General features: G+C 36.7%; 27 protein-coding genes. 7 read left to right on the top strand and 20 right to left on the bottom strand.

Features of this window, described 5'->3' with window-relative positions:
- Window positions 1-67 precede the first annotated feature (67 nt).
- The gene (locus NST97_RS10370; RefSeq protein ID WP_063386801.1) at window positions 68-544 is read right to left on the bottom strand and encodes an N-acetyltransferase; all 477 of its coding nucleotides are present in this window, start codon (window positions 542-544) and stop codon (window positions 68-70) included.
- A 384-nt stretch (window positions 545-928) separates the two neighbouring features.
- Here NST97_RS10370 and NST97_RS10365 point away from each other — a divergent pair, with 384 nt between their 5' ends.
- The 4 genes from NST97_RS10365 to NST97_RS10350 all read left to right on the top strand — a co-directional run bounded on the left by NST97_RS10365 (window position 929) and on the right by NST97_RS10350 (window position 4,696).
- On the top strand, window positions 929-1,882 hold the full coding sequence (locus NST97_RS10365; RefSeq protein ID WP_063386800.1) for an ABC transporter permease: 954 nt from the start codon (window positions 929-931) through the stop codon (window positions 1,880-1,882).
- Complete coding sequence (locus NST97_RS10360; protein WP_066249998.1) at window positions 1,872-2,822, top strand: iron chelate uptake ABC transporter family permease subunit; 951 nt, start codon at window positions 1,872-1,874, stop codon at window positions 2,820-2,822. Before NST97_RS10365 ends, NST97_RS10360 begins: the two co-directional genes overlap by 11 nt.
- Window positions 2,816-3,574, top strand: a complete 759-nt coding sequence (locus tag NST97_RS10355; RefSeq protein ID WP_094244445.1) for an iron ABC transporter ATP-binding protein — start codon at window positions 2,816-2,818, stop codon at window positions 3,572-3,574. Before NST97_RS10360 ends, NST97_RS10355 begins: the two co-directional genes overlap by 7 nt.
- Before the next feature lie 165 nt (window positions 3,575-3,739).
- On the top strand, window positions 3,740-4,696 hold the full coding sequence (locus tag NST97_RS10350; protein WP_327863076.1) for a siderophore ABC transporter substrate-binding protein: 957 nt from the start codon (window positions 3,740-3,742) through the stop codon (window positions 4,694-4,696).
- Between the two features lie 487 nt (window positions 4,697-5,183).
- On the opposite strand, the gene NST97_RS10345 is transcribed toward NST97_RS10350, so the two are convergent.
- Both NST97_RS10345 and NST97_RS10340 read right to left on the bottom strand, forming a co-directional pair.
- Entirely contained in the window at window positions 5,184-6,254 is a 1,071-nt protein-coding gene (locus NST97_RS10345; RefSeq protein ID WP_341343198.1) for a hypothetical protein, read from the bottom strand.
- Window positions 6,255-6,257: 3 nt separating this feature from the next.
- Window positions 6,258-6,899, bottom strand: coding sequence for a YiiX/YebB-like N1pC/P60 family cysteine hydrolase (locus tag NST97_RS10340; RefSeq protein ID WP_341343197.1), 642 nt, complete (start codon window positions 6,897-6,899; stop codon window positions 6,258-6,260).
- Window positions 6,900-7,315: 416 nt separating this feature from the next.
- On the opposite strand from NST97_RS10340, the gene NST97_RS10335 reads away from it, so the two are divergent.
- A complete protein-coding gene (locus tag NST97_RS10335; protein ID WP_327855843.1) occupies window positions 7,316-8,116 on the top strand; it encodes a uroporphyrinogen-III synthase in 801 nt (266 codons plus the stop codon).
- A gap of 133 nt (window positions 8,117-8,249) precedes the next feature.
- On the opposite strand, the gene NST97_RS10330 is transcribed toward NST97_RS10335, so the two are convergent.
- From NST97_RS10330 to NST97_RS10280, 11 genes are all read right to left on the bottom strand, one after another.
- The gene (locus NST97_RS10330) at window positions 8,250-9,038 is read right to left on the bottom strand and encodes an HAD-IIA family hydrolase (RefSeq protein ID WP_341343196.1); all 789 of its coding nucleotides are present in this window, start codon (window positions 9,036-9,038) and stop codon (window positions 8,250-8,252) included.
- Between the two features lie 15 nt (window positions 9,039-9,053).
- Window positions 9,054-9,854 carry a sugar phosphate isomerase/epimerase family protein gene (locus tag NST97_RS10325; protein ID WP_341343195.1) on the bottom strand — a complete coding sequence of 267 codons (801 nt, stop codon included), beginning with the start codon at window positions 9,852-9,854 and terminating at the stop codon, window positions 9,054-9,056.
- 11 nt (window positions 9,855-9,865) lie between these two features.
- On the bottom strand, window positions 9,866-11,011 hold the full coding sequence (locus tag NST97_RS10320) for an ABC transporter ATP-binding protein (RefSeq protein WP_341343194.1): 1,146 nt from the start codon (window positions 11,009-11,011) through the stop codon (window positions 9,866-9,868).
- A gap of 14 nt (window positions 11,012-11,025) precedes the next feature.
- A complete protein-coding gene (locus NST97_RS10315; RefSeq protein WP_003252244.1) occupies window positions 11,026-11,850 on the bottom strand; it encodes a carbohydrate ABC transporter permease in 825 nt (274 codons plus the stop codon).
- Window positions 11,840-12,739, bottom strand: coding sequence for a carbohydrate ABC transporter permease (locus NST97_RS10310; RefSeq protein ID WP_327848576.1), 900 nt, complete (start codon window positions 12,737-12,739; stop codon window positions 11,840-11,842). The genes NST97_RS10315 and NST97_RS10310 overlap by 11 nt, the downstream gene beginning before the upstream one ends.
- Before the next feature lie 116 nt (window positions 12,740-12,855).
- Window positions 12,856-14,169, bottom strand: coding sequence for an ABC transporter substrate-binding protein (locus NST97_RS10305; protein ID WP_066247712.1), 1,314 nt, complete (start codon window positions 14,167-14,169; stop codon window positions 12,856-12,858).
- Window positions 14,170-14,639: 470 nt separating this feature from the next.
- Window positions 14,640-15,242, bottom strand: a complete 603-nt coding sequence (locus tag NST97_RS10300; protein ID WP_232515598.1) for a glycerol-3-phosphate responsive antiterminator — start codon at window positions 15,240-15,242, stop codon at window positions 14,640-14,642.
- Window positions 15,243-15,746: 504 nt separating this feature from the next.
- Window positions 15,747-16,505: an ABC transporter permease gene (locus tag NST97_RS10295; RefSeq protein ID WP_063386789.1), complete on the bottom strand. Its 759-nt coding sequence runs from the start codon at window positions 16,503-16,505 to the stop codon at window positions 15,747-15,749.
- A gap of 188 nt (window positions 16,506-16,693) precedes the next feature.
- The gene (locus tag NST97_RS10290; RefSeq protein WP_130156859.1) at window positions 16,694-17,674 is read right to left on the bottom strand and encodes an ABC transporter substrate-binding protein; all 981 of its coding nucleotides are present in this window, start codon (window positions 17,672-17,674) and stop codon (window positions 16,694-16,696) included.
- Window positions 17,675-17,733: 59 nt separating this feature from the next.
- Window positions 17,734-18,525, bottom strand: coding sequence for an ABC transporter ATP-binding protein (locus tag NST97_RS10285; RefSeq protein ID WP_130156861.1), 792 nt, complete (start codon window positions 18,523-18,525; stop codon window positions 17,734-17,736).
- A gap of 639 nt (window positions 18,526-19,164) precedes the next feature.
- A complete protein-coding gene (locus NST97_RS10280) occupies window positions 19,165-19,611 on the bottom strand; it encodes a winged helix-turn-helix transcriptional regulator (RefSeq protein WP_066247718.1) in 447 nt (148 codons plus the stop codon).
- 126 nt (window positions 19,612-19,737) lie between these two features.
- Here NST97_RS10280 and NST97_RS10275 point away from each other — a divergent pair, with 126 nt between their 5' ends.
- Window positions 19,738-20,271 (top strand): DUF4242 domain-containing protein, encoded by a 534-nt coding sequence (locus tag NST97_RS10275; RefSeq protein WP_063386785.1) that lies wholly within the window; start codon window positions 19,738-19,740, stop codon window positions 20,269-20,271.
- 385 nt (window positions 20,272-20,656) lie between these two features.
- Window positions 20,657-21,712 carry an acyl-CoA dehydrogenase family protein gene (locus NST97_RS10270; protein ID WP_341343193.1) on the top strand — a complete coding sequence of 352 codons (1,056 nt, stop codon included), beginning with the start codon at window positions 20,657-20,659 and terminating at the stop codon, window positions 21,710-21,712.
- Window positions 21,713-21,753: 41 nt separating this feature from the next.
- Here NST97_RS10270 and NST97_RS19280 read toward each other — a convergent pair whose 3' ends face one another.
- The 6 genes from NST97_RS19280 to pdxR all read right to left on the bottom strand — a co-directional run bounded on the left by NST97_RS19280 (window position 21,754) and on the right by pdxR (window position 25,287).
- The gene (locus NST97_RS19280; RefSeq protein ID WP_445684614.1) at window positions 21,754-21,897 is read right to left on the bottom strand and encodes an IS3 family transposase; all 144 of its coding nucleotides are present in this window, start codon (window positions 21,895-21,897) and stop codon (window positions 21,754-21,756) included.
- Window positions 21,855-22,049 (bottom strand): DDE-type integrase/transposase/recombinase, encoded by a 195-nt coding sequence (locus tag NST97_RS19275; RefSeq protein WP_094244459.1) that lies wholly within the window; start codon window positions 22,047-22,049, stop codon window positions 21,855-21,857. The genes NST97_RS19280 and NST97_RS19275 overlap by 43 nt, the downstream gene beginning before the upstream one ends.
- Before the next feature lie 190 nt (window positions 22,050-22,239).
- On the bottom strand, window positions 22,240-22,407 hold the full coding sequence (locus NST97_RS10265) for an Arc family DNA-binding protein (protein WP_065095528.1): 168 nt from the start codon (window positions 22,405-22,407) through the stop codon (window positions 22,240-22,242).
- Between the two features lie 15 nt (window positions 22,408-22,422).
- Window positions 22,423-23,265 carry an SPFH domain-containing protein gene (locus NST97_RS10260; RefSeq protein WP_063386783.1) on the bottom strand — a complete coding sequence of 281 codons (843 nt, stop codon included), beginning with the start codon at window positions 23,263-23,265 and terminating at the stop codon, window positions 22,423-22,425.
- A 249-nt stretch (window positions 23,266-23,514) separates the two neighbouring features.
- Window positions 23,515-23,763, bottom strand: a complete 249-nt coding sequence (locus NST97_RS10255; RefSeq protein ID WP_063386782.1) for a hypothetical protein — start codon at window positions 23,761-23,763, stop codon at window positions 23,515-23,517.
- Window positions 23,764-23,847: 84 nt separating this feature from the next.
- Window positions 23,848-25,287 (bottom strand): MocR-like pyridoxine biosynthesis transcription factor PdxR, encoded by a 1,440-nt coding sequence (pdxR, locus tag NST97_RS10250; protein ID WP_063386781.1) that lies wholly within the window; start codon window positions 25,285-25,287, stop codon window positions 23,848-23,850.
- Between the last annotated feature and the right edge of the window lie 268 nt (window positions 25,288-25,555).

Below are 25,555 nucleotides of genomic sequence, written 5' to 3'. Positions count from 1 at the left end.
TACTATTGAAAACTGCGACGGTGCGGCTTCTTTGAGGCGGGCAATAAAAAAGTGTGATGAATTATTTTTATTGTTTCGCTAGTTCTGTCTGCCATACTTTTTTTAACATAGCTGTTTCGTCACACGATGGAAGTTTCGGACAATTGATGCAATCCTTCCACATTTTTTGCGGGAGAGATTGCTTGTCAACGATATCGAATCCTAATTTGGTAAAAAACTCGATTTGATACGTTAAGGCAATCAAATTTTCAATTTCCAACCTGTTTGTTTCATAAATGATTTGTTTTACGAGCTCTTTTCCGATGCCTTTGCCGGTATGGTCAGGGTCAACGGCCAGCGAGCGGATTTCAGCCAAATCTTTGTCTAAAATATGCAAGCTGGCAACGCCAGCCACTGCTCCGCCTTCATCTGCAACATAAAAATTTTGTAAATTCTCATAAATAGATGCGTACGTTCTGCTGAGCAGCTTTCCTTCCAATGCATAATGTTTAATTAATTGATAGATGGCATCTGTATCGCTCATAGTCGCTCTTCGAATGTGCATGTATACTCCCTCATTTAATCGAATGAATAATTATAAATAAAACAAAATATTTATTCATATATATTATCGGTATGAACATTATTTTGTCAATAAAAAAACCAAACAATTTATAATTATGCAAGTTCATCAAATATTTAAACATTTTCTGTAAGTAAAATTTTGGAGGGAGAAAATATTTGATAAGAGGATTTTACTACAAGGAAGCTAGCATTCAATGAAACTTATGGTAAAAAATAGATGTTTGCAAGAGAGGTTTAATCTTCTTCATCCATCAAATTGTGGACAAATTCAGACATTTTTTCTTAATTTATTGAAAATGAGTCTTATTCTTATTATAATTGATAACGAATCTCATTATTAATTTATTACGGAAAGAGTTAAAAAATGAAAAAACGATATTTGATCATTGCTCTCATTATCCTTTCAATTGCATCGATTTTTATCGGAGTAAACGATATTAAACCAACTGATATATTCAATTTGACAGATGAACAAATACAAATTTTGATCATCAGCAGAATTCCGCGCGTTATTAGCATTATTATTGCAGGAACGAGTATAAGCATTGCCGGTCTTATTATGCAGCAGCTGAGCAGAAACAAGTTCGTTTCCCCAACTACGGCAGGAACAATGGATTCCGCCAGATTGGGGATTTTAGTTGCGATCATGGTTTTTGCAGACGCTAGTCCGATTCAAAAAATGATTGTCGCTTTTGCTTTTGCACTTTTAGGAACATTTATCTTTATGAAAATATTAGAAAAAATTAAATATAAAGATACTATTTTTGTTCCTCTAGTCGGGCTGATGTTCGGCAACATCATTGGATCTATCACTACTTTTTTTGCATACAAAAATAATTTGATTCAAAATGTTTCCTCATGGCTGGAAGGAGATTTTTCGTTAATTTTAAAAGGTCAATATGAATTATTGTACGTCAGCATTCCTTTTGTATTAATTGCATACTTGTATGCGAATCAATTCACTGTCGCTGGAATGGGAGAGGAATTTTCGAAAAATTTAGGCTTGAATTATAAACAAGTTGTCAATATCGGACTTGTTATCGTAGCTTTGATCACTTCATCTGTTGTATTGACGGTTGGAACCATTCCGTTTCTAGGTCTTGTCGTTCCGAATATTGTCGCCATATACAATGGAGACCATTTGAAAAAGAATTTGATTCATACCGCTTTGCTCGGTGCTGTTTTCGTTATGTTTTGCGATATTTTAGGGCGAATCATTATATATCCGTACGAAATCTCGATCAGCTTAACCGTCGGTGTCATCGGCAGTGCCATTTTTGTTTACTTACTTATGAGGAGAAAAGCATATGGGTTATAGAGCGAAAATAACATCTCTTCTAGTGGTCGCAGTCCTTTTAATTATCACCTTTTTGTTCATCGACCTCGGCAAAAATTGGGATTATGCATTGCCGCGCCGTTCGGTGAAGATGCTGGCGGTTATTATTACAAGTGTAGCAATCGGTTTTTCAACGTTAGTATTTCAAACGATTACAAACAACAGAATTTTAACTCCGAGCATTTTAGGTTTAGATTCTTTATATATGCTTTTGCAAACCATGCTTGTCTTTTTATTTGGTTCAACACATGTTGCGATGATCGATAAAAATATTAACTTTGCGCTTTCCTTGTTCTTTATGATGCTGTTTGCACTGATCTTTTACAAATTCCTTCTTCGAGGCGAGGGTCAAGACATTTATTTTCTTCTTCTAATTGGACTGATATTCGGAACATTATTTAACAGCTTGACTTCTTTTATGCAAGTGCTGATAGATCCTAACGAATTTCTAATTGTACAGGACAGAATGTTTGCCAGCATCAATAACGTGAATACGGATTTGCTGTACTTGTCGATTGCCGTTATGCTGCTGGCGGGTCTTTATTCACTGAAATATGCCAAATATTTAGATGTGCTGGCACTTGGAAGGGAGCATGCGATTAATCTCGGCATTGATTACGATCATGTTGTCAAAAGGCTTTTAATCATTGTGGCTGTTTTCGTTTCGATTTCGACAGCTTTAACCGGTCCGATGACGTTTTTGGGTCTTCTCGTGATTAACGTGGCAAGGGAATTTTTAAACACATATAAACATAGTGTTTTAACGATCGGGACCGTTCTTTTTTCCATCATTGCGTTGGTTGGCGGTCAGCTATTGGTCGAAAGAGTGTTTACATTTTCAACTACGTTAAGTGTTGTCATTAATTTTGTTGGAGGGGTTTATTTTATTTATCTTCTATTAAAGGAGAATCGATCATGGTAGAAGTAAAAAATGTTTCAAAACAGTACGGAAACAAATTTGTAGTAAAAGGCGTCTCGCTGAAAATTCCGAAACAAAAAATCACAGCCTTCATCGGCCCAAACGGAGCTGGAAAAAGCACACTGCTATCAATGATCAGCCGATTAATAAAAAAAGATGAAGGAGAAATATTGATTGACGGAAAAGAAATTGGCGCATGCAAAAGCAACGATTTGGCGAAAAAAATTTCGATCTTAAAGCAATCAAACCACATTAATCTTCGCTTAACAGTCAGGGAACTTGTCTCTTTCGGCAGATTTCCGTATTCAAGCGGAAGATTAACAAAAGAAGATCAAAGGCATGTGGATGAAGCGATCCGTTACATGGGGCTTGAAGAGATCGAACATAAATTTCTTGATCAGTTGAGCGGAGGCCAAAAGCAGCGGGCTTTTATCGCTATGGTGATCGCGCAGGATACCGAATATATTTTGCTTGATGAGCCATTGAACAATTTAGATATGAAGCACTCTGTGCAAATTATGAAAATGTTAAGAAAACTTGTCGATGAACTTGGAAAAACAATTGTCATTGTACTGCACGATATCAATTTTGCATCGGTGTATGCCGATTATGTAGTTGCAATGAAAGATGGAGAGCTCGTACACGTCGGGCCAACTGATCAAGTCATAGATCATTCTGTCTTAAAAGACGTATATGATATGGATATAAACATCCAGCAAATAAACAATTGCAAAATATGTGTGTACTTTTCTTAAGAAGGGTAGTATGGATGGAGGCATTTTGATAAACATCTCAGCAGAAGGAAGAGCTGTCAGCTCTTCCTTACAAAGAATTCGAAATGATAATGATTTTCTTATTCAATTGAGAGATGTTTAAAGAATTGCCGACATCATTAAAAAAATATACAGGGGGTAATTTTTATGAAAAAGTTTTTAGTTTTTCTCATTGCTTCTTTGATGGTTTTTGTTGTTGCAGCTTGCGGCTCGAACGGGTCAACTAGCGGCGAAGGTGAAAAAAATGACACGAAACAGGAGTCAGAAGAACTGACGATTAAGCATCAGCTTGGCGAAACAAAAGTGAAGAAAAATCCAGAAAAAGTCGTCGTTTTTGATTTTGGTGCTCTTGACACATTGGATAAGCTTGGCGTTGAAGTGGCAGGTGTACCGAAGGATAACCTTCCATCCTATTTAAAAGACAAATACAGTGACGATAAATATGAAAATGTCGGCGGTTTAAAAGAACCGGATTTTGAAAAAATCAGTTCGATTGAGCCTGATTTGATCATTATTTCCGGAAGACAATCAGAGGTTTATGAAGAGTTTGAGAAAATTGCACCAACCATCTTTATGGGTGTTGATACAACGAAATATTTAGAGTCATTCCATGAAAATGTGAAAACACTTGGAGAAATTTTCGGTAAAGAAGAGGAAGCTGAAAAAGAACTGGCAGCAATCGATGAATCGATTAAAAAGCTAAAAGAAAAAGCAGAAGCGTCTGGAAAAAATGCATTAGTTATTTTAGCCAATGAAGGGAAAGTCAGCGCATATGGACCGAAATCTAGATTTGGACTCATCCATGATGAATTTGGAATTAAAGCTGTAGATGAAAACATTGAAGTTTCTACACACGGACAAAGCATTTCATTTGAATATATCGTTGAAAAAAATCCTGATTACTTATTTGTGGTAGACCGCGGTGCTGTTGTAGGCGGCCAATCATCTGCAAAACAAACAGTAGAAAATGAATTAGTGAAAAAGACAAATGCCTACAAAAACGGCAATATTGTGTACTTAGATCCTAACTACTGGTATTTATCCGGCGGCGGATTGATTTCGGTTGCTGAAATGGTGAAAGAAGTGGATAATGCGATCCAATAATTTTTCAAAAGGGAGCTGAAAACAGCTCTCTTTTTTCATATGCACCCGGGCATGGGTGTAATCTCTAGGGTGAAAGTCTCGAGCTGCGAAGGCAAAAGTAGCAGTTAGCTTAACGCAATAGTGTCCGTGGTGATGTGGAATCTGAAGGAAGCGGGCAGCAAACTTAGGGTGTCTCTCGAAACACGAACTTCATATGAGGCTAGTTGCCATTGGATGAAACAAAGTCCTTTCTGTCGAAGATGGTACAGAGTAAATGAAGCAGACAGGTGGAAGGAAAGACTGCACCCTTACCCAGGGAGGTATGACCGACATGTCGAATTGATTAGTATGAACGTCTTAACCTTTTCCATAAAAGAAACAGACGCAAGAAACACATCCATATGCTGAAAGTCATAGACAAGGTCAACATTTGATTATGAGACTCGCAAGTTAGACACCGTGAGAAGGCATTACAAAAAGCCAATACTTTTCTACATAGTATTGGCTTTTAATCATTGATGAAAAATGAAGTGAATAGACTCTCATCTCCTTTTAACTTAAATTCTTTTTCTTTTTTGAAGTTATCAAGATTATAAATTTGTATCTTTGTGCCGTCTGATGTAATAAATTGATCTTCATGAATATATGATACATAGTTTTCAATTTCTGTAGTAAATACATCAATTTTAGAAGAATTTAAATGAAGTTTCGCAATTTTCTTTTCCGTGGGTTCTCGTTGTATATCTCCTTGTGTGATAAAGATATGATCTTTGTGTACATGCATATCACTCAAAGATTTGAACGGAAGGGTAATCTTTTCAATTTTCTTGTTCATCAAGTTTATTTTTATTAATTCATTTGACTGATTGTCTTTTCCATCTGATGTTTTTACTAGGAAAAGATCGTTGTCAACGAGCTCCATATCTGATGAATACATCATATCGTCTATTTTTATTGTTTCAATTAAAGATAGATCTTTTTTATTGATTACATTGATAATACCGTAAATATCATCTGGATTGGAGTGTATAAAGGTTAATACATATAATTTGTCTGAATGTTCAATCATATGAATGGCTTGCCCCTTGAGCTCAGTGGATGCGACCTGTTTTCCTGTTGCTATATTTGTTTTGGCAAGATCAGAGGAAGTGAGATCTCCCCCAGACATGTAAGCAAACTCCTTATCAACAGTCCAAACTGTGGGAGCAATTTTTTCTTCGTTAGGAATTTCTTTAATCTGCAAATTATTTTTATTTAACTCTAATATAAATTCATTGGTGTTGTATTTAGATTGTGGATTAGCGTAATATACTTTATTATTCATATGAATAGGTCTTTCCATAAAAGCTCCAAGAGGCATTCCTCTGTATTTCGTTTTATGTTTTGAAAGAAACTTTCCTTTTTCATTGTACAGGTGTATAACTGCTTTCTCAAACATATCTGTATAAATCACTGCATATTTGTAATCTTCGATGTTTTTTGTTTCCGTTGAGAAGCATCCTTGTAAAAAGATCATGGAGGATAACAAACAGATAAAGATCATTTTGTATCTGTTTGTTATCGTATTAAAAAGGTTCATTTGTTAAACTCCTTTAGTATAAATGATATACGTGTGAGAAGAGTTAACTAAATCAATTGGAAATACGATTCCTCCGCCATGATTTAAGTTTAAACTTGTAGTATACTTATATGCTTCATATACTAATTGCGAACAATAAAATTTTTTTGTAGTGTTGATATTCGTAAATTCCCAATTATAAGGTTTTCCTTTGTGTGAATACGCTCTGTCTGCAGCTTTTGCATCTTGAGCGACAGTTGTTCCCTTTGTCGTTACCGCATAAACAGTTTTATATTTTGTATTCCAATTATTTTTGAATGTTTTCACTCCTTCTTTTGGGAAAGATTCAACTGTTGATGTTTCTGAGTATATGATTCCTGCATGCCCTACTAGAGAACCAAATTTTCCATCTTTAGTTACTAATATAACTCCTTTTCTTTTTGGATATGATGGTGCTGCTAACGCTTGAAAATTATTAGCTTTAAAATTATAAGATGATGAATTTTTATCAGGTTGAACTAGTTCTGGGTCAGATTCGATCTCTTTCTCCACTCTTTCAAAAGTTTCTAACTGTTGTTGGACTATGTCCTCAGAAGAAGTAGAATTTGCATGAGATACAGCTGGCAAAATTACCGATAACATGCATAAGGACAAGACTGTACTCAATACTTTTCTAATTTCCCTTTATTAAGAATTCTCCTCCTCTGTTAATAAAGTATTAGGAAAAAATTCCTTTTCATTTTCATTATATATTAAACTTAACTTTTTTCAACTTAAATTTGGTAATTTAGTAAAATATTTCTGGTAAATAGAATAATAGATGAACATAGAAAATGGTGATCCTTTTTGCAGATAAAGTTAGCCAAAAACAACACCGGCACTTATTAATGCAGAAAGCCAGGTGTGCTTTTCCTATAATCCCGTCTACCGCTAACATACAAAAACATTGAAATTCCATAACGGCTCTAACTCTACTTCCATAAAAAAGTTGCCCACAAATACTTGACTCAAACTTTTTCATTTGAAAATAAGGGATGAACGGAGTATTTATAGTATGATAGAGAAAAAGGGGGAAGAAAGGCATGGGAAATTTACATGGGAAGCGGATCGCCATCACAGGCTCTCGAAAGAGCGAGGAAATTTCCACGTTAATTCGTAAAAAAGGAGGGGAGCCTGTTATTCGAGCTATTCAAGAAACAATAAAATGCTCTCCTTCGGATTTGGAGGCTGATCTTCGAAGCATTGTTGAAAAAGGGACTGACTGGGCTGTGTTTACGACAGGAATAGGGACGAACGCTCTGTTGGAAGCGGCAGAAAAGATCGGCATTTTGGATTCATTTATAAACGTTTTAAAGGAAGCAAAAATAGCTGCCCGCGGCTATAAAACGAAAGCGGCTCTTAAACAAATCGGCATTCAGCCGGATGCTGCCGATGATGACGGAACGAATGACGGGCTGCTTCGGGCTATTGAAGGATTTTCTTTTAAAGACAAGCATGTTTTTTTACAATTGCATGGAGAACCGGTGCCAAAGCTTTCAGAATGGTTTGAAAAGCACGGAGCGATTTTGCATGAAATTTTGCCATACCGCTCCATTGTACCTAATCCTGAGACCGTTGAGCAGCTGCTGGATGAAATTATCGAGAATAAGCTGAATGCTGTTGCGTTTACAGCTGCCCCGCAAGTAAGAGTGCTTTTTAAATTGGCTGAAAAAAAAGGAGCAACATCTGACCTTATAGAGGCATTTCAACAAAATGTTGTGGCAGCAGCCGTCGGCAAAGTAACTGCTGGAGAATTGAAGGAATATGGGGTGCAGCGCATCGTGGCTCCAGAGCTGGAGCGGATGGGGGCGATGATTGTCGCTTTGGATGAGTATTTTCAATGATGTTGTTGTCAAAAAATTTAATGGCTGATTGTGTGTATAAAAAACAGGTGGAGCGTGACAGCTTTGAGGATGAATCACGTCCACCTGGGTTTGAACTTTTTACCTAAAAATCAGTATGTATGAAAGCATCGATTTATTTCATGAAAAACAAATACTGTAAATTTTGTGCAATATAATTCGGGTAAATTTTGTTTTTTTCAATATCTTCTTTTCTAGAGGCTCCTGTTAATACAAGGCATGTGCGGCAATTATTTGTTTTTCCAAGCAAAATATCGGTTTCTAAGCGATCGCCAATGATTAAGCACCTGTTGCTGTTTATGTTTAATTTTTCAAGAATTTTTTTGCCGTAAAAAGAGGAAGGCTTCCCGATCACCTGATCGATCGGCCGTCCTGATGCAGCTTCTATTGCTTTCGCTATTGCCAGTGTATCTGAAATATACCCTTCAGGAACTGGACAAAGCGAATCCGGATTGACTGCAATTAATTTGGCTCCATTACGAACCGCGTTCATTGCCAAATTGAGTTTTTCGTAAGTAAAGCTGCGATCAAGCCCGACAAGTACGTGGGTCGCGTCCATAGGATTGTCGGTCATTTTTAGGGAAAATTTATGGAATTCTTCCGAAATCGCTTTTTCGCCTACAATATAGACTAGAGAGTCCGGAGATTTCTCTAAAAAATATACAGCTGACAAATAAGAAGCTGTCATGATTTCGTCCAGTTTCGCTTGAATTCCTAAATGATGAAGCCGCTCTCTGCATTCTTCTCTTGTTTGTGTCGATGTATTTGTGATAAAAAGAATTTTTTTGTTATGGCTCCTTAATCGGTCGATCGTTTCTTTTACACCGGGCAAAAGTTTATTGCCAATATATATAGTTCCATCTAAATCAAAACAATATGCATCAAAATCGTCAATGTGTAACAATACAATACTCCACCTTTATTCTGTTGAAAGTTCTTTTAGAAGAATTTCTTTGCCTTCGCGTAACTTTTCTAATGGTGTTCCGGGTGCATATTCCAGGATGAGCTGACAATCGATTGATTGTTCATGAATCGTTTTAAAGATTTCTTGCCATGGGACGGTTCCTTCACCGATTGGCAAGTGATCGTCTCCTGTTCCGTTATTATCATGAACATGGAGGGCAATCAGCCGATCCTTTGTCTGTTTCATTATTTGCGGAATATCCCAACCGTTTAAATTTGCGTGGCCAATGTCAAGTAAGTATCCTGCCGTTTCATCAATATTATCCAAAAAGCTCGTAAACTCATCTTGCGTAAAAATCGAACTGCCGTTGTATCCGACGTTTTCGATTGCCAGCTTGACGTTCAAAGGTTTAGCAAATTCACATAATTGATGGATATAATCTTCAGCTCGCTGCTTTGCTAAACGTTTGTCAAAAACCGGAGAAAAACAGAACCCAGGATGGATCACAACATGCGAAGCCTGAATCATGCCGGCAAATTCAATCGCTTTTTTGTATTCAAAAAATGAAGCTTCCCGAATCGCTTTATTTTCACTTGTTAAGTTAATATCCCATGCTGGCGGATGAATGGTGTAGCCGATGGGCAATTCTTTTAGTTTGGAAGACAATTTTTTGAATGATTTTTCCATGTCATCCCATTTTTCGCCATCCATTAATAGTTCAACTTTATCAGCTCCATATTCAATTAAGTCATGGACATTTTTTAAAGGATCTTTTGATACAAGCGGCAAATCAGAATAACAGATTTTTCTTTTCATAAACAACCACCTCATGAAAGATATGTTTCCACATTGATTTTGTGATTCATCGGACTGCTTTCATTCAGATCCAGCTCTTGCGGATAGCCTATTGATTGTGTGGATTCTTGATCAAAAATATGAATACGATCCATTTTTGGTTTTAAATAGACCATTTCCCCCGGATGCCAATTCTTTTTTTCACTCATCGCAATCACTTCATGACCTTCTAAATTTATATAAATACTGTAGCTGCTTCCTTGGTTTTCCACGTATTTCACTGTGCCTTTTAATGTGTTTTCTTGGGGAGTTTTATAAATTTCTAGATGTTCAGGACGAATTCCAAAAACAAACGTTTTAGCATTGCTTTCATTTATTTTTCGGATCCACATCGGATGTAATAAAAATGATTGTTTCCCGATCACAACTTTGCCATCATAATAATCCATATCGACAATATTCGTTGGAGGCGAGCCGATAAATTTTGCCGTAAAGATGTTTGCAGGGCGGTTATATACATTTTCCGGCGTATCTACCATTTGCAATTGCCCTTGATTCATTAACGCAATCCGATCCCCTATAGTCATTGCTTCAATTTGATCATGTGTAACATAAACGATTGTTTGCTTATACATTTCATGGATTTTCACTAGTTCCTTGCGCGCAGATACTCTTAGCTGCGCATCTAAATTTGATAATGGTTCATCAAGCAGAAAGAAATCAGATTTTTTTACAACGGCTCTTGCTAAAGCGACACGCTGCCTTTGCCCGCCGGATAAATCTTTCGGCAATCTGTTTTCATATCCTTTCAGCTGGAGCATTTCTAACACAGCATTTAATCTTTTTTGAATTTCGTCTTTATGAACCTTCTGAACTTTTAAACCGTACGTAATATTTTCAACGACATTCATATGAGGATATAATGCATAATTTTGAAATACCATCGCTACATTTCTTTTTCCGCTTGGAATGTCATTCGCCTTTACGCCATTCAAATATAAGTCGCCCGAAGTAATTTCTTCAAGGCCTGCAATCATGCGTAAAGTTGTCGATTTGCCGCATCCGGACGGACCTAGAAGAACTAAACGTTCTCCAGGATGAATGGTAAGATTGAGCCCTTTTACAACATGTGTTTTTCCATAGGATTTCCAAACGTTTTCAAATCTTATTTCCTTCATTGTGTCATCCTCCGTTATTTAATTCCAGAAGAAGTAAATGTTCCTATAATATACTTCTGGAAAATTAAATATAAAGTTAAAGGTATTATCATTGTGATGACTGATACGGCCATGGCGACAGTAAAATTCGTGCCGCCTTCTGAGCTGATGTACATCTGTAAAGCAAGAGGCAATGTATAATTTTCCTTGCTTTTTAAAATGAGCACCGGCCATACGTATTCATTCCAGGTAGTAATGAAAAACCAGATGCCTGTTGATGTGACAGCCGGCCTCACTAATGGGAGAACGATATCTTTCATAATCCGGGCGTGTCCAATATGATCTAATTTGGCTGCTTCAATTAACGAGATGGGGATTGTTTTCATCGACTGCCTCATTAAAAAGATACCAAGCGCATTGGCGAGCTGCGGCAAAATAACACCCCAAACGCTGTTGACTAAACCGATACCCGATATGATCAAATAGTTTGGAATCATTGTTACGGTAAAAGGGATAAAAATTGTACTAATTAACATAAAATATAAAATGTTTTTCCCTTTAAACTGCAAAAATACGAAAGCATACGCTGCTAAAAATGAAGTAATCAGTTTGAAAATTGTCGCAACAGAGGCAATAATGAACGTATTCATCGTAATTTTGAAAGCGGGTAAACTATTAAAGAATGTGATATAGTTTTCGAATGTCGGATTTAACGGAACTATGTTCAAAACATTGTTGTAGGCATCTTCCAACGTTTTAAACGATGAACCTAATGCAAAAACGATAGGATATAAAAGAATAATGATTGTAATGATAAAAATAATGTGCCAAGGTATCGCAACAGATCGTTTAATTTTCATAATAGATACCTCTTTCAACAAACTTAAATTCAAGAACTAATAATATGAAAAAGATTAACATCGTCATAATTGATAAAGCTGCAGAATGTCCTGTTCTGTAAAGTACGAAGGCTTCGTGATAGGCGTGATAGATCGCATTGGAGCTGGCGTAATTTGGACCGCCTTGTGTTATCACTTTTATAGGCGTGAATACATACTGCAGTCCTTGGACGATTGTAATAATAAACACATAAATGCCAGTAGCGCTGCTCATAGGCAAGACGATATGAAAGAATATTTTCCATAAAGGAACATTATCCAAACGGGCTGCTTCTATTATTTCGCGTGAAATACCGTTGATAGAAGCATAAAGGACGATAAAGTTATAGCCAAATACTTTCCAAGATGTAATCAAACTTAAAACCAATATGACCCAACCGTCTAATTTACTCCAAATCGGCATTTCAATGCCGAACCATCCTAAAATAATGGCAACAGGTCCGGAAACTGGATTTAAAATCCACGTAAACAATATCGAACCGACGACCAATGAGATGAATGCCGGCAGAAACAAGGCGCTTTTATAAAAACCATTAAATCGTTTTAAAATTAAATCTAAAACGAAAGCAAAAAGATACGGTATGATACAGTTTATAACTAATAAGAAAGCAATATATATAAATGTATTTCCCAATATTTTATATGTATTTCGATCTGATAAAACATCAATGTAGTTTTTCAATCCGACAAATTCTTTTGTCGGAGTAATCATGTTCCAGTCAAAAAAGCTTAAATAAATCGTGTATAAAAATGGCCAGAACATGAATATCGAAAATATAATTAACGTTGGAATCAATAAGCAATACGCTTTCCAACTCTCTTTATTTTTAAAAACCGTCCCATCACTCATATTTTTATTACCCTCCGCACTGATACCGAAAATAAAAGTTAAAAGGGAGGGTGACTAAAGGAAGTTTTTTTGAAAAATTGTTATAAATGTTAGTCACCCTTTGTAGACATTTCCTTTTACTTTAACAATTCGTTGATGGATTTTTCCGTTGATTTTAAACCTTCTTCTACTGACACTTTTCCTGTAAGAATTTCGTCGCGTACATCTATTAATAATTGCTCTGCTTGTAAACCGGCGTCTCCAGGGAATGATGCCCAAGGAACAATCTTGTCCATTTGTTCTATGGCAGGCTTCATCATTTCATTTTCTTCTAAAAATGATTTAAGTCCATTTTCTGCTTCTGCAACATCTTTACGTGGAGGCACATAACCTGTTCCTTCTGTCCATTTAGCCATTGATTCAACGCTATAAAGAAATTTCATGAATTCCCATGCTGCTTTTTGCTGATCTTCATCTTTTGCTGTAATAGCCAGCATTGCGCCACCTGCCGGCAGTCTTACTTCTTTTCCTTCCCATGCTGGCGATTTGATTGCCGCTACGTCAAATTTGGCATTCGCTTGGATATGCGAACGTTGGGCAATCGTTGTATAGACCATGGCGACATTGCCATCGATAAAGCTTTGTACACCTTGATCCCAAGGCAAATGCAAGGCTGTTTTATCTTTTAACACCATATCAGCCCATAGTTGATACGCTTCAATTCCTTCTTTTGAAGCAAATGTTGCTTTTCCGTCCGTAATCATTTTGGCTCCGTTGCTTTCTAATAAAGCTTGTGTAGCCCAGTTATCTGCCGGCTCCTGCAAATAAAACCCATATTTTCCTGTTTTCTCTTTTATTATTTTGGAAAATTCTCTTACCTCTTCCCACGTTTTTGGCCCATTTTCATCTAAACCAGCTTTTCGTAAAAGGTCTCGATTAATATAGAGGACTGGATTGCTTAACGAATATGGAATCCCGACTTGTTCACCATCCGAATTTTTCGCTAAATCCAAAACATTTTTTAAGAAATGATCTTTTAAAAATGTTTTATCTTCTGGAAAATATTTATCTATTATTTCTTGCGGCGGCACATAATGAAAATTATTTGAGAAGTAGTCTAAAAATGCCCATCCTACTTGTACAACTGCTGGTGAATTGCCCGCAGCTACTTCAGCCTGTAAATTTTGCATCAACCCTTTATACATGTCCGGGTTGTATTTGGCTACGACTTCTACAGTATCACTTTGTGCATTAAATTCCTTCACTAACTCTTCTACTGTTTTTCCGCCTTGAGTTTCAGCATTTACGTGCCAGTATTCGATAACAGTTTTTTTGTTGCCGTCCTCTGATTTAGAAGGAGAGTCATTGGCTGCCTGCTTGCTCGTGTTGTTACAAGCTGCTAACATAAATACTAATGTAAATGCGCAAATCAATTTTACAAATGATTTCATTATATTCCTCCTCACCAAATTGTTTGAGCGTAATTAATGAAAGGGATCTTCAAACTGTCGTGACATTTCGCCTATTTAGAAAATTCTTTACATGAATCAGTTAACAAATCGTGTTGCCTTTGACTGGCTATCACCGTCCGTGTTCGAGCAAGCGGCTTCTACAAGCTGTCTTCAATTACAGATAAAGCTATTTTTCATCGTTATGCCAATGACAGGTTGGCAGATCGTTTGCCATTAATATTTTAGGTGTAAATGCTTTTCATCTCCCGGCCTGACAAAACTATTAAATGATGTCGAAATCACCTCCAATTGCTTGCATAACAAAAAAAGAGACTCCAAATATAATGTATATATCTATTCCATATACATTAAATTTGAGGTCTCTCTATTTGCACCAGTAATTATTCACTTGTTACTTATAATATAGATGAGAATTGTTAATCTAGTATAAATCATATGTAAATTCTCTTTTAAAATTTATTTAAATCCATTTCCCACAATTTTGAGTTGGACGTCGTTACAGCGAGTGCGCCATTATTTATCGCTTCCTTCGCATGTTCAGGCAAAGTCAACAGCCCTCCTGTTATAACGGGAACTTGCGAAACCTTTGTGAATTTCTTTAAAAAATCCGGAGCACGGCACGGCATAATTTCTATTATATCTGAGCGGATTTGGTCCGCATCCTTCACTAAATTATGATAAACTTCCGTGTCAATTAAAAAGATTCGCTGAATAACAAATAAACCGCTTGATTTTGCCTTTTTTATAATGCCGTTCCTCGTTGTAACGATCGCCGTTGGCTGGACATTCTTTTTTACAAAGTCAATTCCATCGCCATCCATTTCTAGACCGCCTATTTTTTCAACATGCAATATGACGGGGAGCCCTTCAGACTGGATGAAATCAACATATCTTTTTACCGTTAAAATGGTCCCTGTCATTAGTAAGACAGCACTTAAATGTTCTTTATTCTTGATCGCTTTCTCAATATATTTCGGTTCTTTAATAGCTGCTACCATTCTATGTTTTTTTAATCTTTCCAACAAAATTGTTCCTGCATTGCTTTTTGCCACAGCTAAATTTCCTTTCTTTTAAAATTCGGAATCTGCTCTCAAGATTTAACAAAGTATTTTGTTATAAAAGCAATTCGATTGGCAAACGTTTGTTATACTTTGGATTGCGCGAAACATCTTGTTGGGCAGAATATGCTTGCTCTTTGGATGGGGGCAGAGGATCAAAAGCTTTTAAAAGAAATATAAAAAACAAATATTAAGCAAATATTGTGCCCAAGCTAATTCATTGTAAATTTTGCTTTACAAAAGATTTACATCTAGCATGATTTTGCCCGAAAGATTATTTTTAATAGCCGAATTATTTTTGCCGTTTTCTAAAATCGCTGGAGAGACTAGTTCCAAATAAGAAAGATGTGTATAAAAAAAGAGGATGTATGCTCTAATCATGAACATACTATCCTCTGAAAAATTAATATAGGTAATTAGATGATTAGTTGGAAAAGCACTTTCAACTTGTAGGGCTGAGATATCCCTTGAAACAGGAAAGTTTGCCGTGCACAGCGATTATGCTCTTCCCCAAATACGATTAATCCAGTTTTCAATAAGTCCGACCGCTTTATCGAGAAGCAGCCCGGATACGCCGATAAATAGTATGGCAGCCATGACTAAATCTAGCCTCATGGAATTTCTGGCGTCGACAACTAAATAACCAAGTCCTGACTGCGTTCCAACCATCTCTCCTGCTACAAGAAAAATCCAAGCTGTACCTACAGCTATATGAAGCCCGTTCGCAATATAAGGGAATGTGGCAGGAAAAATGATTTTGCGCAATAGCTCGAATTTTTTAATCTCGAAATTTTGTGCCACTTTCAAATAAGTTTTATCAACGTTCTTTACAGCAGATACTGTCGATAGCAAAACAGGAAAGAAGGCAGCAATAAAAATAATTACTATTGCCGGCATATTGCCAATCCCAAACCAAAGTACAATAAACGGCGACCATGCGATTGGCGAAACAGGCCGCAATACCTGGATAATTGGGTCAATCACTCCCCATAATAGTGGTATTCTGCCAAAAATAAGTCCTAAAATGATCGCTAATACAACGGCAGAAAGATATCCAGCCAAAAATCGCATGATACTCACTTGAAAATGTTCGAACAGTGTGCCATCTTTAATCAAAGAAAGTATTCCATCCCATACTTGAATGGGTGAAGGGAAAAGTGCTGAATCATATTTTCCAATGAAAATAATTAATTGCCACAAGGTAATCAAGATAGCAAAACCAATGATGACGTTTATGAAATTCTTATATTTAATCATCCTATCACTTCTCTTTTTTCTCAAATTAATTGGTGAATTTATGCATCATCAACCATGCGGAACTGTCATTTTAGTATACTTCCATCATTAGGGCTTCTGTTGTTCAACATGCCTAGTGCTTGCTTAACCATAGAACATCTTTAAATTCGCGTCCATCTTTCGGTTTGCTCGAGAAATAGGAATTCCCCTTATGGAAGCTTTGCATTGTCTATTAGCGAATTATCTACAAATTCTTCATAAGATGGCGGATTTTTTTGTAAGCCCATCTCAATCAAGTTTTTCGTTAATTCTTTATAGTCTTTTTCATGAATGATTAAATCGTCATAGGCAATCCATTTAAAAGATAAATCCATTACTTCTTTGTCCGCTTTCATATATTTGGAGGACATTTCAATTGTTTGCTCATCCTTGTGCTCTGCTACCTCACCAGCTTTTAAGTAATAATTAACAAAATCCTGAGCAATCTCTTTTTCCTTTTCGATAAATTCACCGCGCAGTACTAGTGCACAGTCAATGGAATTCTGCCAAATTTCATTATCTTGAAATAGTACCTTGCCCTTTCCGATCGATACGGAAGCTGCACCAAAAGGTTCTGCAACGACATATCCAGCAATTCTGCCCTCAGATAAAGCTGCCGGCATTTCTGCTGGAGGCATCTCGACAGCCTTTACATCATCGTACTTTAATCCGTTTTGTTTTAACATTTGATAAAGCAAAATATTGTGAGTGGAGAATTTGTGTGGAATAGCAAAATTTTTCCCCTTTAAGTCTTTAACACTATTAATATCATTTGCTACGACAAGTACGTTCCCATCTCGATGTCCTAATGCGACAGCTTTTAAATCTATGCCTTGCTCTTTTGCCTTCATAGCCAAAGTAACTAGCATGGAAGCTCCGTCAATATTGCCTGTGTTTAAGGCGTCTACAAGCTCAGGCCACGAACCAAATTTCACGAGTTCAAGATTGAATTTTTCATATTTTTCTAATTCCTTCTCGATAAACAGAGGTACTGCATGAGTAATCGGCAAATACCCGATCTTGATTGTTCTTTTTCCATCTTTACCACTTTCGGAAGTATTATCGCTTCCGTTTGCTCCACAAGCAGCCATTGTCAATAACAATACTGATATAACTAATAGAAACAGTCCAGATTGAATAATCCTTTTCATCTAATTTCCCCTTTTCCTATTTTTATTTTTTATATACAATGTGAGCTTGCTTTGAAAAATTAGATATAATACTCCGTTGTTACATTAGGATGGTTAAAGTGGAATTCTTCAAAAATGATTTTTCGATAATACTGAAAATCAGAATGGCTTCGGTCTCGAGGCTTCGAGAGAGCGATCTTGATCTCCCTGTGAATATGACCGGGATTTGGATGCATTATGAGAATCCGGTCTGATAAATAGATTGCTTCATCAATATCGTGGGTAACTAAAATAATAGTTGTTTTTTCCTTTTGCTGGATGCGAAGCAGTTCATCCTGCAAATAATAACGATTAAACGTGTCCAATGCTGCAAACGGTTCATCCATTAAAATTAATTCTGGCTTCAGTGCAAGTGCTCTGGCAATTCCTGCTCTTTGCTGCATTCCTCCAGAAAGTTCATGAGGAAACAAATCTTCTTTTCCTTTTAGACCAACCAATGCCAAGTAATGTAACGCTCTTTCCTTCCGTTCTGCAGGATGAAGCTTGAGACCTTCCAGCCCCAATTCTACATTTTTAAGCACTGTTCGCCATGGGAGCAGTCCATAGTCTTGAAACAGCATTATGCATTTGCGATTCGGCTGATTCACCACATTCCCATCAAGCAAAACTTGACCGCTATCCGCCTTTTCAAAGCCGCCGATAATATTTAAAAAAGTGCTTTTCCCGCAGCCGCTTTCTCCTAATATGGAGATGATTTCACCTTGCTTTATTTCTAGTGAAATATTGTCTAGAACGTGTATTTCTTTATTTTTATTTGTGTAGCTCTTGCTCAAATTTTCAACTTTAATAATTGTAGACTGCTGAGAATCCATTCATTACACCGCCTCTTAGTCGTCGGATTTTCATTAATCTTCGGTTAATTCATTAACAAAATAATTCTTATAAGAATAGTGAGTTTTAATATTTGTAGATCATTTTATTATACTTTGTTAGTTTTTTCAACTATATATAGAAAATATTTTTTAGTGTCAATGATTTTAATTTTTGAGAATGAATCGTGTTATTTTGATTGTGAGCGGTTTGCACCGATGTATCTGGACGTTTTTCAGAAGAAGTGATGGGAGTTCAATGAGGATAAGCTTAGTAATTGCGTTTTTATAGATTTTTATTATGAAGGACGTTTGCGGACGGCATTTTTGAAGCCGGAGGCAGGAAAACATTTAAAGCTGTAAGCGGGATTTTTAAAGTGATGCTTTAAGAATAGGTAGGTGATTCAAGCATACTGGATTTTACGGAAGGTGTTGAAAAAGGAGAACAAGGGAATGATGATAACCTGGAATAGGGGATTTATAATATGGATTTCGTATTCGTTATAGACAAAGGGAAATGAATTTATGTAAAAATTGGTATCTAAGAGGCTAGACGCGTGGAAAAACTCCTCCTGAAAGGCAATTGCCGGAGCTTCCAGCACGCCTATCCTTAAACTAGTCTTAGAGGACCTGACAGCATTTTTATTTAATATTTTGAAGCTCACTTTCAATAGAAATAACTTCAACATTTTGGACAAGTTCGCCTGTTTTTTTGGAATAATAGGCAATGTCCACCTCATCACCTGTAGCCGGGTCAATTAGTTTTTTATAACATTTTTTTAAATGTTTGCTTCCCCAAATAATAAGTGCATTGAAAACATGCTCTAAATCTTTTCCGCTTTGTGTTAATACATAGCGGTATCGAGGTGGATGCTGTGAATAAAGCTCTGATTGAACGAGGCCTTCTTCTTCTAAATATCTGAGACGTTCCGAAAGCAAATTAGAAGAAATTCCCGGTAAAGCTTTTTTAATTTCATTAAAAAGTGCATTTCCGTTTAAAATTTCATGAATAATTAACAGTGTCCAACGATCTCCAATGATATTAAGTGATTGCGCGATGTTGCAAGGGATATCATATCTTATTTTCATAAACTAATCTCCTCCATTTGTTACAATCCATTTTAACATAAAATAATTTAAAAGTGATTAAGTTGATTTTTTGAACTAAGTATATTAAAATGACTTTATGATAATAAAAAAGTGGGGGATAAAAATATGGCGCTATACTTAATTGAATCATCCTTAAATGGTATTGTATCAGCAAAAGAGGAATTAGATCAAAAAGTTTCAGAGCTTCAAGGAAAATTAAACGAAAATCAGGCATCATTAATTGAACTTCAAGTATCAAAGGATTTCTCACGCGCATTCTTTATTGTTGAAGCAGAAAATCAAAAAGCTGCCACTGAAACGTTAAAAGACATTCAGATACCTATTCATCTAGTAAAACAAGTTCGTCTTGTTGGAAAAGAACTCGAAGATGTAAAGAAAAATAATGAAGTTGTCAATTATTTGGTTGAATGGAATTTACCAGAAGATTTGACAATGGAACAATATTTGGAGAGAAAGAAGAAAAACTCTGTACATTATCAAGAAGTTCCTGAAGTAACATTTTCGAGAACTTATGTTTGTGAAGATATGACAAAATGCCTTTGCTTCTACGATGCACCAGATGAAGAGGCTGTTAAGCGTGCCCGCAACGCAGTAAAAACACCAATTGACTCCATTACGGAAATATTGGCAGATAAATAATCAATTTTAATCACCTTTTTTTAAGAGGCGGGGCTGTCCGATAAGTCCCTAAAATGAAGCAAGTGGAGAAAAACAATGCGTTTCTTTCCACTTGCTTTTATATTTTTTCGATTTTTATCTGAAAGTTGCTTGCGGATGCCGGCTACTTTCAGGAAGTTGTAATAAGCCAAGCATTGGTTTATTGTCTTTTTTTTCAAAGCTCTTTTGAAATACATATACAGGTTCATCTTTATCAAAAAAATAGGAGAGGCGGCAAAATAAAGATTGATTTTTTGAACCTAATATAATAAAATAACTTTAAACCGACTAAACACGTAGGAATTATTTATTTAATAATAATTGGAATGCCTGATTTCGGACATTATGAACGCGGGTGATGATTGAAATGAATAGTTTGGACGAAAAAGTTGAAACGTTGGAGCAGTTAATTGAAAAAGAATTGAAACCATATGTAAAAAAAATTGATGCGGAAGGTTTTTATCAGGAGCAATATTTGCGGGAGCTAGGGAAAGCTGGATTTTTCTCTACGAATCATAAGTCGCAAAAGGAATATATTTTACAAGAAATGAAAGTAGTAGAAGAAACAGCAAAATGGTGTATGACGACTGCATTTTGCCTATGGTGCCATCTGGCCGCTTTAACTTATGTGCGAAATTCCAATAATCTTTCATTAAAAAATAAATTGCTCCCTTTGTTGGAGAGTGGAAAAATTTTAGGTGCAACAGGCTTATCGAATCCGATGAAATATTATGCAGGACTTGAAAAATTGCACTTAAAGGCAAAACCTAAAGAAGATGGTTATATACTTTCAGGTGTTTTGCCGAATGTATCCAATCTAGGTGACAATCATTGGTTCGGTGTGATTGCTGAGGTGGATGAACACAAACGAATCATGTGCTTCATTCCGAGCAATGCAGAAGGATTAATATTAAAGGAAAAAAATGATTTTCTAGGTTTAAATGGAAGCGCAACATATTCTTGTACTTTTCAAGATGTTTTTGTCCCGAATCAGTGGGTTTTATCTGACGATGCGGATCTTTTTGTGGAGAAAATCCGCCCGGTTTTCATTTTATATCAAATACCTCTTGGTTTAGGTGTTATACGATCTTCCATCGCCTCCATTGAAAAGGTTATTAATAAACAAAATGGCTGCAACAGCTTTTTAAAAATACAGCCGGGTCAATTGAAAACACAAGAGCGCAAAATTCAAGATGACATTCATGCATTGTTCAGCGGTCAAAGACTCGACTGGAAAGAAATTGCAAAGATACGTTTGGAAGCTGCTTATTTAACCCTTGAAGCTGTACAGGCAAACATGCTTCATCACGGAAGTGCCGGATATCTCATGCATAGTGCACCTTCCCGCAGACTCCGCGAAGCGTATTTCTTTGCTAATTTAACACCAACAGTGAAACATTTAGAAAAAGTTCTTCACTCATAAAAAATGGACTGACCCACCTATTTGAGACACAGAAAAAACACCTATGCTGCCTGTTTCCTGAACTCAATAGGTGGCAGGTAGTTTAATTTGGCCTGAATTCGAATTTGATTATAATAATAGATGTCATTCTGAACCATTTGTTTTACAATAGAGTTAGTGAAATGTTGTTTTTTTGTGAATAGAATGTTTCAGCCTTTAATGAAGAATGAAACGATTCTATTACGGCATGATCATGGCAGTTTCCTTTGCGGGACATGCTCGTGGTAATGCCTTTTTCTTTGGCTAAATGTTGAAAAGCATAAGACGTATAGACCGCCCCTTGATCGCTATGGAGTATTTTTTCCTTGTCCCATTTTACTGGGTCACTTCAGTTATCCATAAGGGATTTTTTGTATGTGCTTGGCATCTGTACATTCGCCAAGCTTTAAAGCAGCAGTATTTTGTTTAAGACAAGGGTGTCTAGGGCGCCAAGATCTGAAGGAAGTCAGCAGCCAATTTTTCGACTTGCGGAAAAGATGATCGATGTTTTATTCTTTCTCCTTTTTTTTCTTTAACCTTCCTTCGCGTCGAGCAGCGTCCCGCAATAAAAATTCAATATGGGAATTGACGCTGCGGAATTCCTCTTGCGCCCAACGTTCAATAACGGCATACAATTCAGGATCGATTCTTAAAGGGAAATTTTTCTTTTTTGCCATGATGCGACACAACCATTAATATAGACTTCCGGTATTTATGACCGGCTGGGTGCCGCGATCGGAGATGATCGCAACCATTAAATTATTCACCATGTTAACCTTTCTTTCTTCATCAAGCTCAATCGTTCCGTTGCTAGCCAGCTGCTCGACAGCCATTTGGGCCATGCTGACGGCTCCTTCGACAATCTTTTTTCTCGCAGATAAAACGGCGGCTGCCTGCTGGCGCTGAAGCATGGCGCTGGCAATTTCAGTCGAGTAAGCTAAATGAGTCAGTCTAGCTTCTATTACTTCAACTCCAGCGACGTTCAACCTTTCTTGCAATTCATCTGCCAGCTCTTTTGAAACAACATCGGCGTTGCCTCTTAATGTAATATTGTGGTCATCAAACGTATCGTAAGGATATTTCGTTGCTACATGACGAATGGCAGCCTCGCTTTGGATTTCCACGAATTCTTCATAATCATCCACATCAAAAGTTGCTTTTGCGGAATCGATTACTTTGAAGACGATGACCGAAGCAATTTCAATCGGATTCCCTTCCACATCGTTTACTTTTAGCTTTTTGCTGTTAAAATTTCGAACGCGAAGGGACACCTTTTGTCTAATAGTTAATGGAACCGTTAAAGCAAGGCCACTTTTCCGAATGCTTCCTAAATAACGTCCGAAGAAAATGACAACGTTTGCTTGATTCGGCTGTACAATGGTAAGGCCGCTTCCAAGCAGTGCGGCAAGAACAACCAATACAATTGCAGGAACAATAAACTCCTGGATAAATGTAAAAGCTGCTCCGAGCAAAAGTGCAACGATTAATACAATTCCAATAAACCCGTCAATAAACCATGCCTTTTTTTCTTTCAACTTTCATTGCCCCTCTCATATTATTTTTATATTAAAATGATATCACTTTTTGAAATAAATGTAAATTATTATTGTCAAAAAATTTTGGCGAAAAACGTTTTTGGAGCTATGAAAATTCAATGAAAGCCAAAATAAAAAACCTCAACTAACAACCATGCTAAACGTCATTTCGTTAGCAAGGGCTAGTCGAGGATTTCGGTTTAAATATATTTAGTTCATTATTGTTTGCATAGGTTCGTTTCTTTAGCATTAAAACAGAAAAATAAGACATACAATGAGGATGACAATAAACAATAAGGTATAAATCCATGTCAACGAGCGAACATTGCGAAAGGAGCTTGTTTCATATTCCCTTGACCTTGCGAGTTCATCATGGGGACTGTTCCCGATCGCTTTATATGTTTCTATTTTGTTTCCTACTTCTTTTCCGATAAACGCAGTTAAAATGAGTGCAAGTACACAAATAATAATGCCTACGGTCAATAACATACTATACATAAAACCATCTCCCTGTCTCTTTACATTGTGGTAGAGAATTGATTCGTTAATGTCCTTGCTTGATAATCACCTGAAAATAGAAATTTATTTATGCTGAATATTATAAAATGCATCAGCAAATCTTTTTATTCCTTCATTTATATTTTCTTCATTTTCTCTTGCGAAGGTAAAACGGACATATTTTGTACTTGATCCAAGCGTTGAGCCCGGAACATAAATAACCCCGCGCTTGATCGACTCTTCTAGCAGCTGGATCTCATTAAAGTCTTTCTTTATTTTGCACCATAAATGAATGCCTCCTTGTGGGATATAAAAATCAACATCGTCTTTTAAGTAGAATCGAAGGCTTTTGACAATTTGATCCCTTCTGTTTTCGAGCCGTTTGACTAAGCAGTTGATATGGGCATCGAAGTCGTCAGATTCCAGAAAATCATTGGCAATCCATTGAGTAAAGCTGGCATGACCGAAATCCACTTGCTGTTTGGCATCAGACAATCTTTCAATCACAGGCTTTGGTCCAATAACCCAACCAATTCGCAAACCAGAAGCAACAATTTTTGACAATGAGCTGATATATAAGACATTTCCATGCTCATCCATTGATTTTAGCGGGTAGGTCTCTTCCCCATTAAAGGACGTTAAACTGTAAGGATCGTCTTCAACAATCGGTATTCCATACTCAGACGATATTTCCAATATTTTTTCCCGCCGGTTTTTATGAAGGAAAGCGCCTGATGGATTTTGGAAAGCAGGATTTAAAAAGATCATCCTGATTCGATGTTTTTTATGCAATAGAAGCAAATCATCCGGGTTTATACCGTCTTTGTCAACTGGTAAATAGAAAGGTCTAATTCCGGTTGATTTAAAGACCGGGAGACTGTAATAATACGAAGGCTCTTCTAATGCTATCGCATCACCCGGCTTTAATAAGCATTGGACGATTAAATATAAAGCTTGCTGCGCTCCTGATGTGATGAGAATGGAAGACGGATTTGTCTCAATTCTCCGATATCGTTTCACATGCTTTGTGATAGTTTTTCTTAATATCTCATTCCCTTGAGGATGATCATATCCTAGGCTTCCGATAAATGACCTTGTCGAAATGATTTCTCGCAAGGAGTCGATTGGAAAAAGATCTTCCGACAATTCACCGCTAGCTAAATTGATTAGTTTATGCTCTTCCATCTCTTTGCGTATTCTCTGGGTCACAGGTAAATTCGGCAAGAACGATCCTGCCTCAATATACCGATTCCAGCTTGGTACACGCTTCTTTGTCATGCCCCATATATCTTTGCTGATTGTTGTTCCGCTTCCTCTCTTTCTCTCGATAAGTCCGTTTGATTCTAATTCGTCATATGCAGCCACAACTGTGCTTCTGTTTATTTGCAGCTTATTGGCCAAAAACCGTTCAGAAGGCAGCGGTTTATCAGGGGGAAATGTGCCATCCGCAATTCCATTTTCAATATATTCGGCCAGTTGTTTATATATAGGCTTTTTTGCATTTCGATCCGGTTTCCAGTCCATATGCTTCACCCTTTAGATTTGCTTGGCACTTCCTGCTATATGGCAAGTTAACCAGGTTCTTTGTTATTTATCTATAGAATGTTCCTATTGAACATAATCGAAAATGTTGTTATATCCATCAAAATTTGAACCTGTTCAAACATTAATTATAACGCTAGATGAAAGAATAATGCCCATCCAATTCAGTAACATTTTACCCATCCACTTTTATTTTAACTTGGAGTTTTTAGCACATGATTTGAACGCTGCTGAAAAATCATTATCTTTT

It is taken from the genome of Aeribacillus sp. FSL K6-1305 (genome assembly GCF_038050115.1).
Classification (GTDB): domain Bacteria; phylum Bacillota; class Bacilli; order Bacillales; family Aeribacillaceae; genus Aeribacillus; species Aeribacillus composti.
This window is presented reverse-complemented; position numbering and strand designations above follow the sequence as displayed.

Coding starts and splice junctions, on each gene's coding strand:
- NST97_RS10350 (WP_327863076.1), top strand. CDS start 3,740: ATGAAAAAGTTTTTAGTTTTTCTCATTGCTTCTTTGATGGTTTTTGTT.
- NST97_RS10285 (WP_130156861.1), bottom strand. CDS start 18,525: ATGGATTCTCAGCAGTCTACAATTATTAAAGTTGAAAATTTGAGCAAG.
- NST97_RS10365 (WP_063386800.1), top strand. CDS start 929: ATGAAAAAACGATATTTGATCATTGCTCTCATTATCCTTTCAATTGCA.
- NST97_RS10295 (WP_063386789.1), bottom strand. CDS start 16,505: ATGATTAAATATAAGAATTTCATAAACGTCATCATTGGTTTTGCTATC.
- NST97_RS10305 (WP_066247712.1), bottom strand. CDS start 14,169: ATGAAATCATTTGTAAAATTGATTTGCGCATTTACATTAGTATTTATG.
- NST97_RS10280 (WP_066247718.1), bottom strand. CDS start 19,611: ATGAAAATAAGATATGATATCCCTTGCAACATCGCGCAATCACTTAAT.
- NST97_RS10325 (WP_341343195.1), bottom strand. CDS start 9,854: ATGAAAAGAAAAATCTGTTATTCTGATTTGCCGCTTGTATCAAAAGAT.
- NST97_RS10355 (WP_094244445.1), top strand. CDS start 2,816: ATGGTAGAAGTAAAAAATGTTTCAAAACAGTACGGAAACAAATTTGTA.
- NST97_RS10270 (WP_341343193.1), top strand. CDS start 20,657: ATGAATAGTTTGGACGAAAAAGTTGAAACGTTGGAGCAGTTAATTGAA.
- NST97_RS10360 (WP_066249998.1), top strand. CDS start 1,872: ATGGGTTATAGAGCGAAAATAACATCTCTTCTAGTGGTCGCAGTCCTT.
- NST97_RS10320 (WP_341343194.1), bottom strand. CDS start 11,011: ATGAAGGAAATAAGATTTGAAAACGTTTGGAAATCCTATGGAAAAACA.
- NST97_RS10315 (WP_003252244.1), bottom strand. CDS start 11,850: ATGAAAATTAAACGATCTGTTGCGATACCTTGGCACATTATTTTTATC.
- NST97_RS10335 (WP_327855843.1), top strand. CDS start 7,316: ATGGGAAATTTACATGGGAAGCGGATCGCCATCACAGGCTCTCGAAAG.
- NST97_RS10310 (WP_327848576.1), bottom strand. CDS start 12,739: ATGAGTGATGGGACGGTTTTTAAAAATAAAGAGAGTTGGAAAGCGTAT.
- NST97_RS10370 (WP_063386801.1), bottom strand. CDS start 544: ATGCACATTCGAAGAGCGACTATGAGCGATACAGATGCCATCTATCAA.
- NST97_RS10265 (WP_065095528.1), bottom strand. CDS start 22,407: ATGGCAAAAAAGAAAAATTTCCCTTTAAGAATCGATCCTGAATTGTAT.
- NST97_RS10290 (WP_130156859.1), bottom strand. CDS start 17,674: ATGAAAAGGATTATTCAATCTGGACTGTTTCTATTAGTTATATCAGTA.
- NST97_RS10255 (WP_063386782.1), bottom strand. CDS start 23,763: ATGTATAGTATGTTATTGACCGTAGGCATTATTATTTGTGTACTTGCA.
- pdxR (WP_063386781.1), bottom strand. CDS start 25,287: ATGGACTGGAAACCGGATCGAAATGCAAAAAAGCCTATATATAAACAA.
- NST97_RS10345 (WP_341343198.1), bottom strand. CDS start 6,254: ATGAACCTTTTTAATACGATAACAAACAGATACAAAATGATCTTTATC.
- NST97_RS10275 (WP_063386785.1), top strand. CDS start 19,738: ATGGCGCTATACTTAATTGAATCATCCTTAAATGGTATTGTATCAGCA.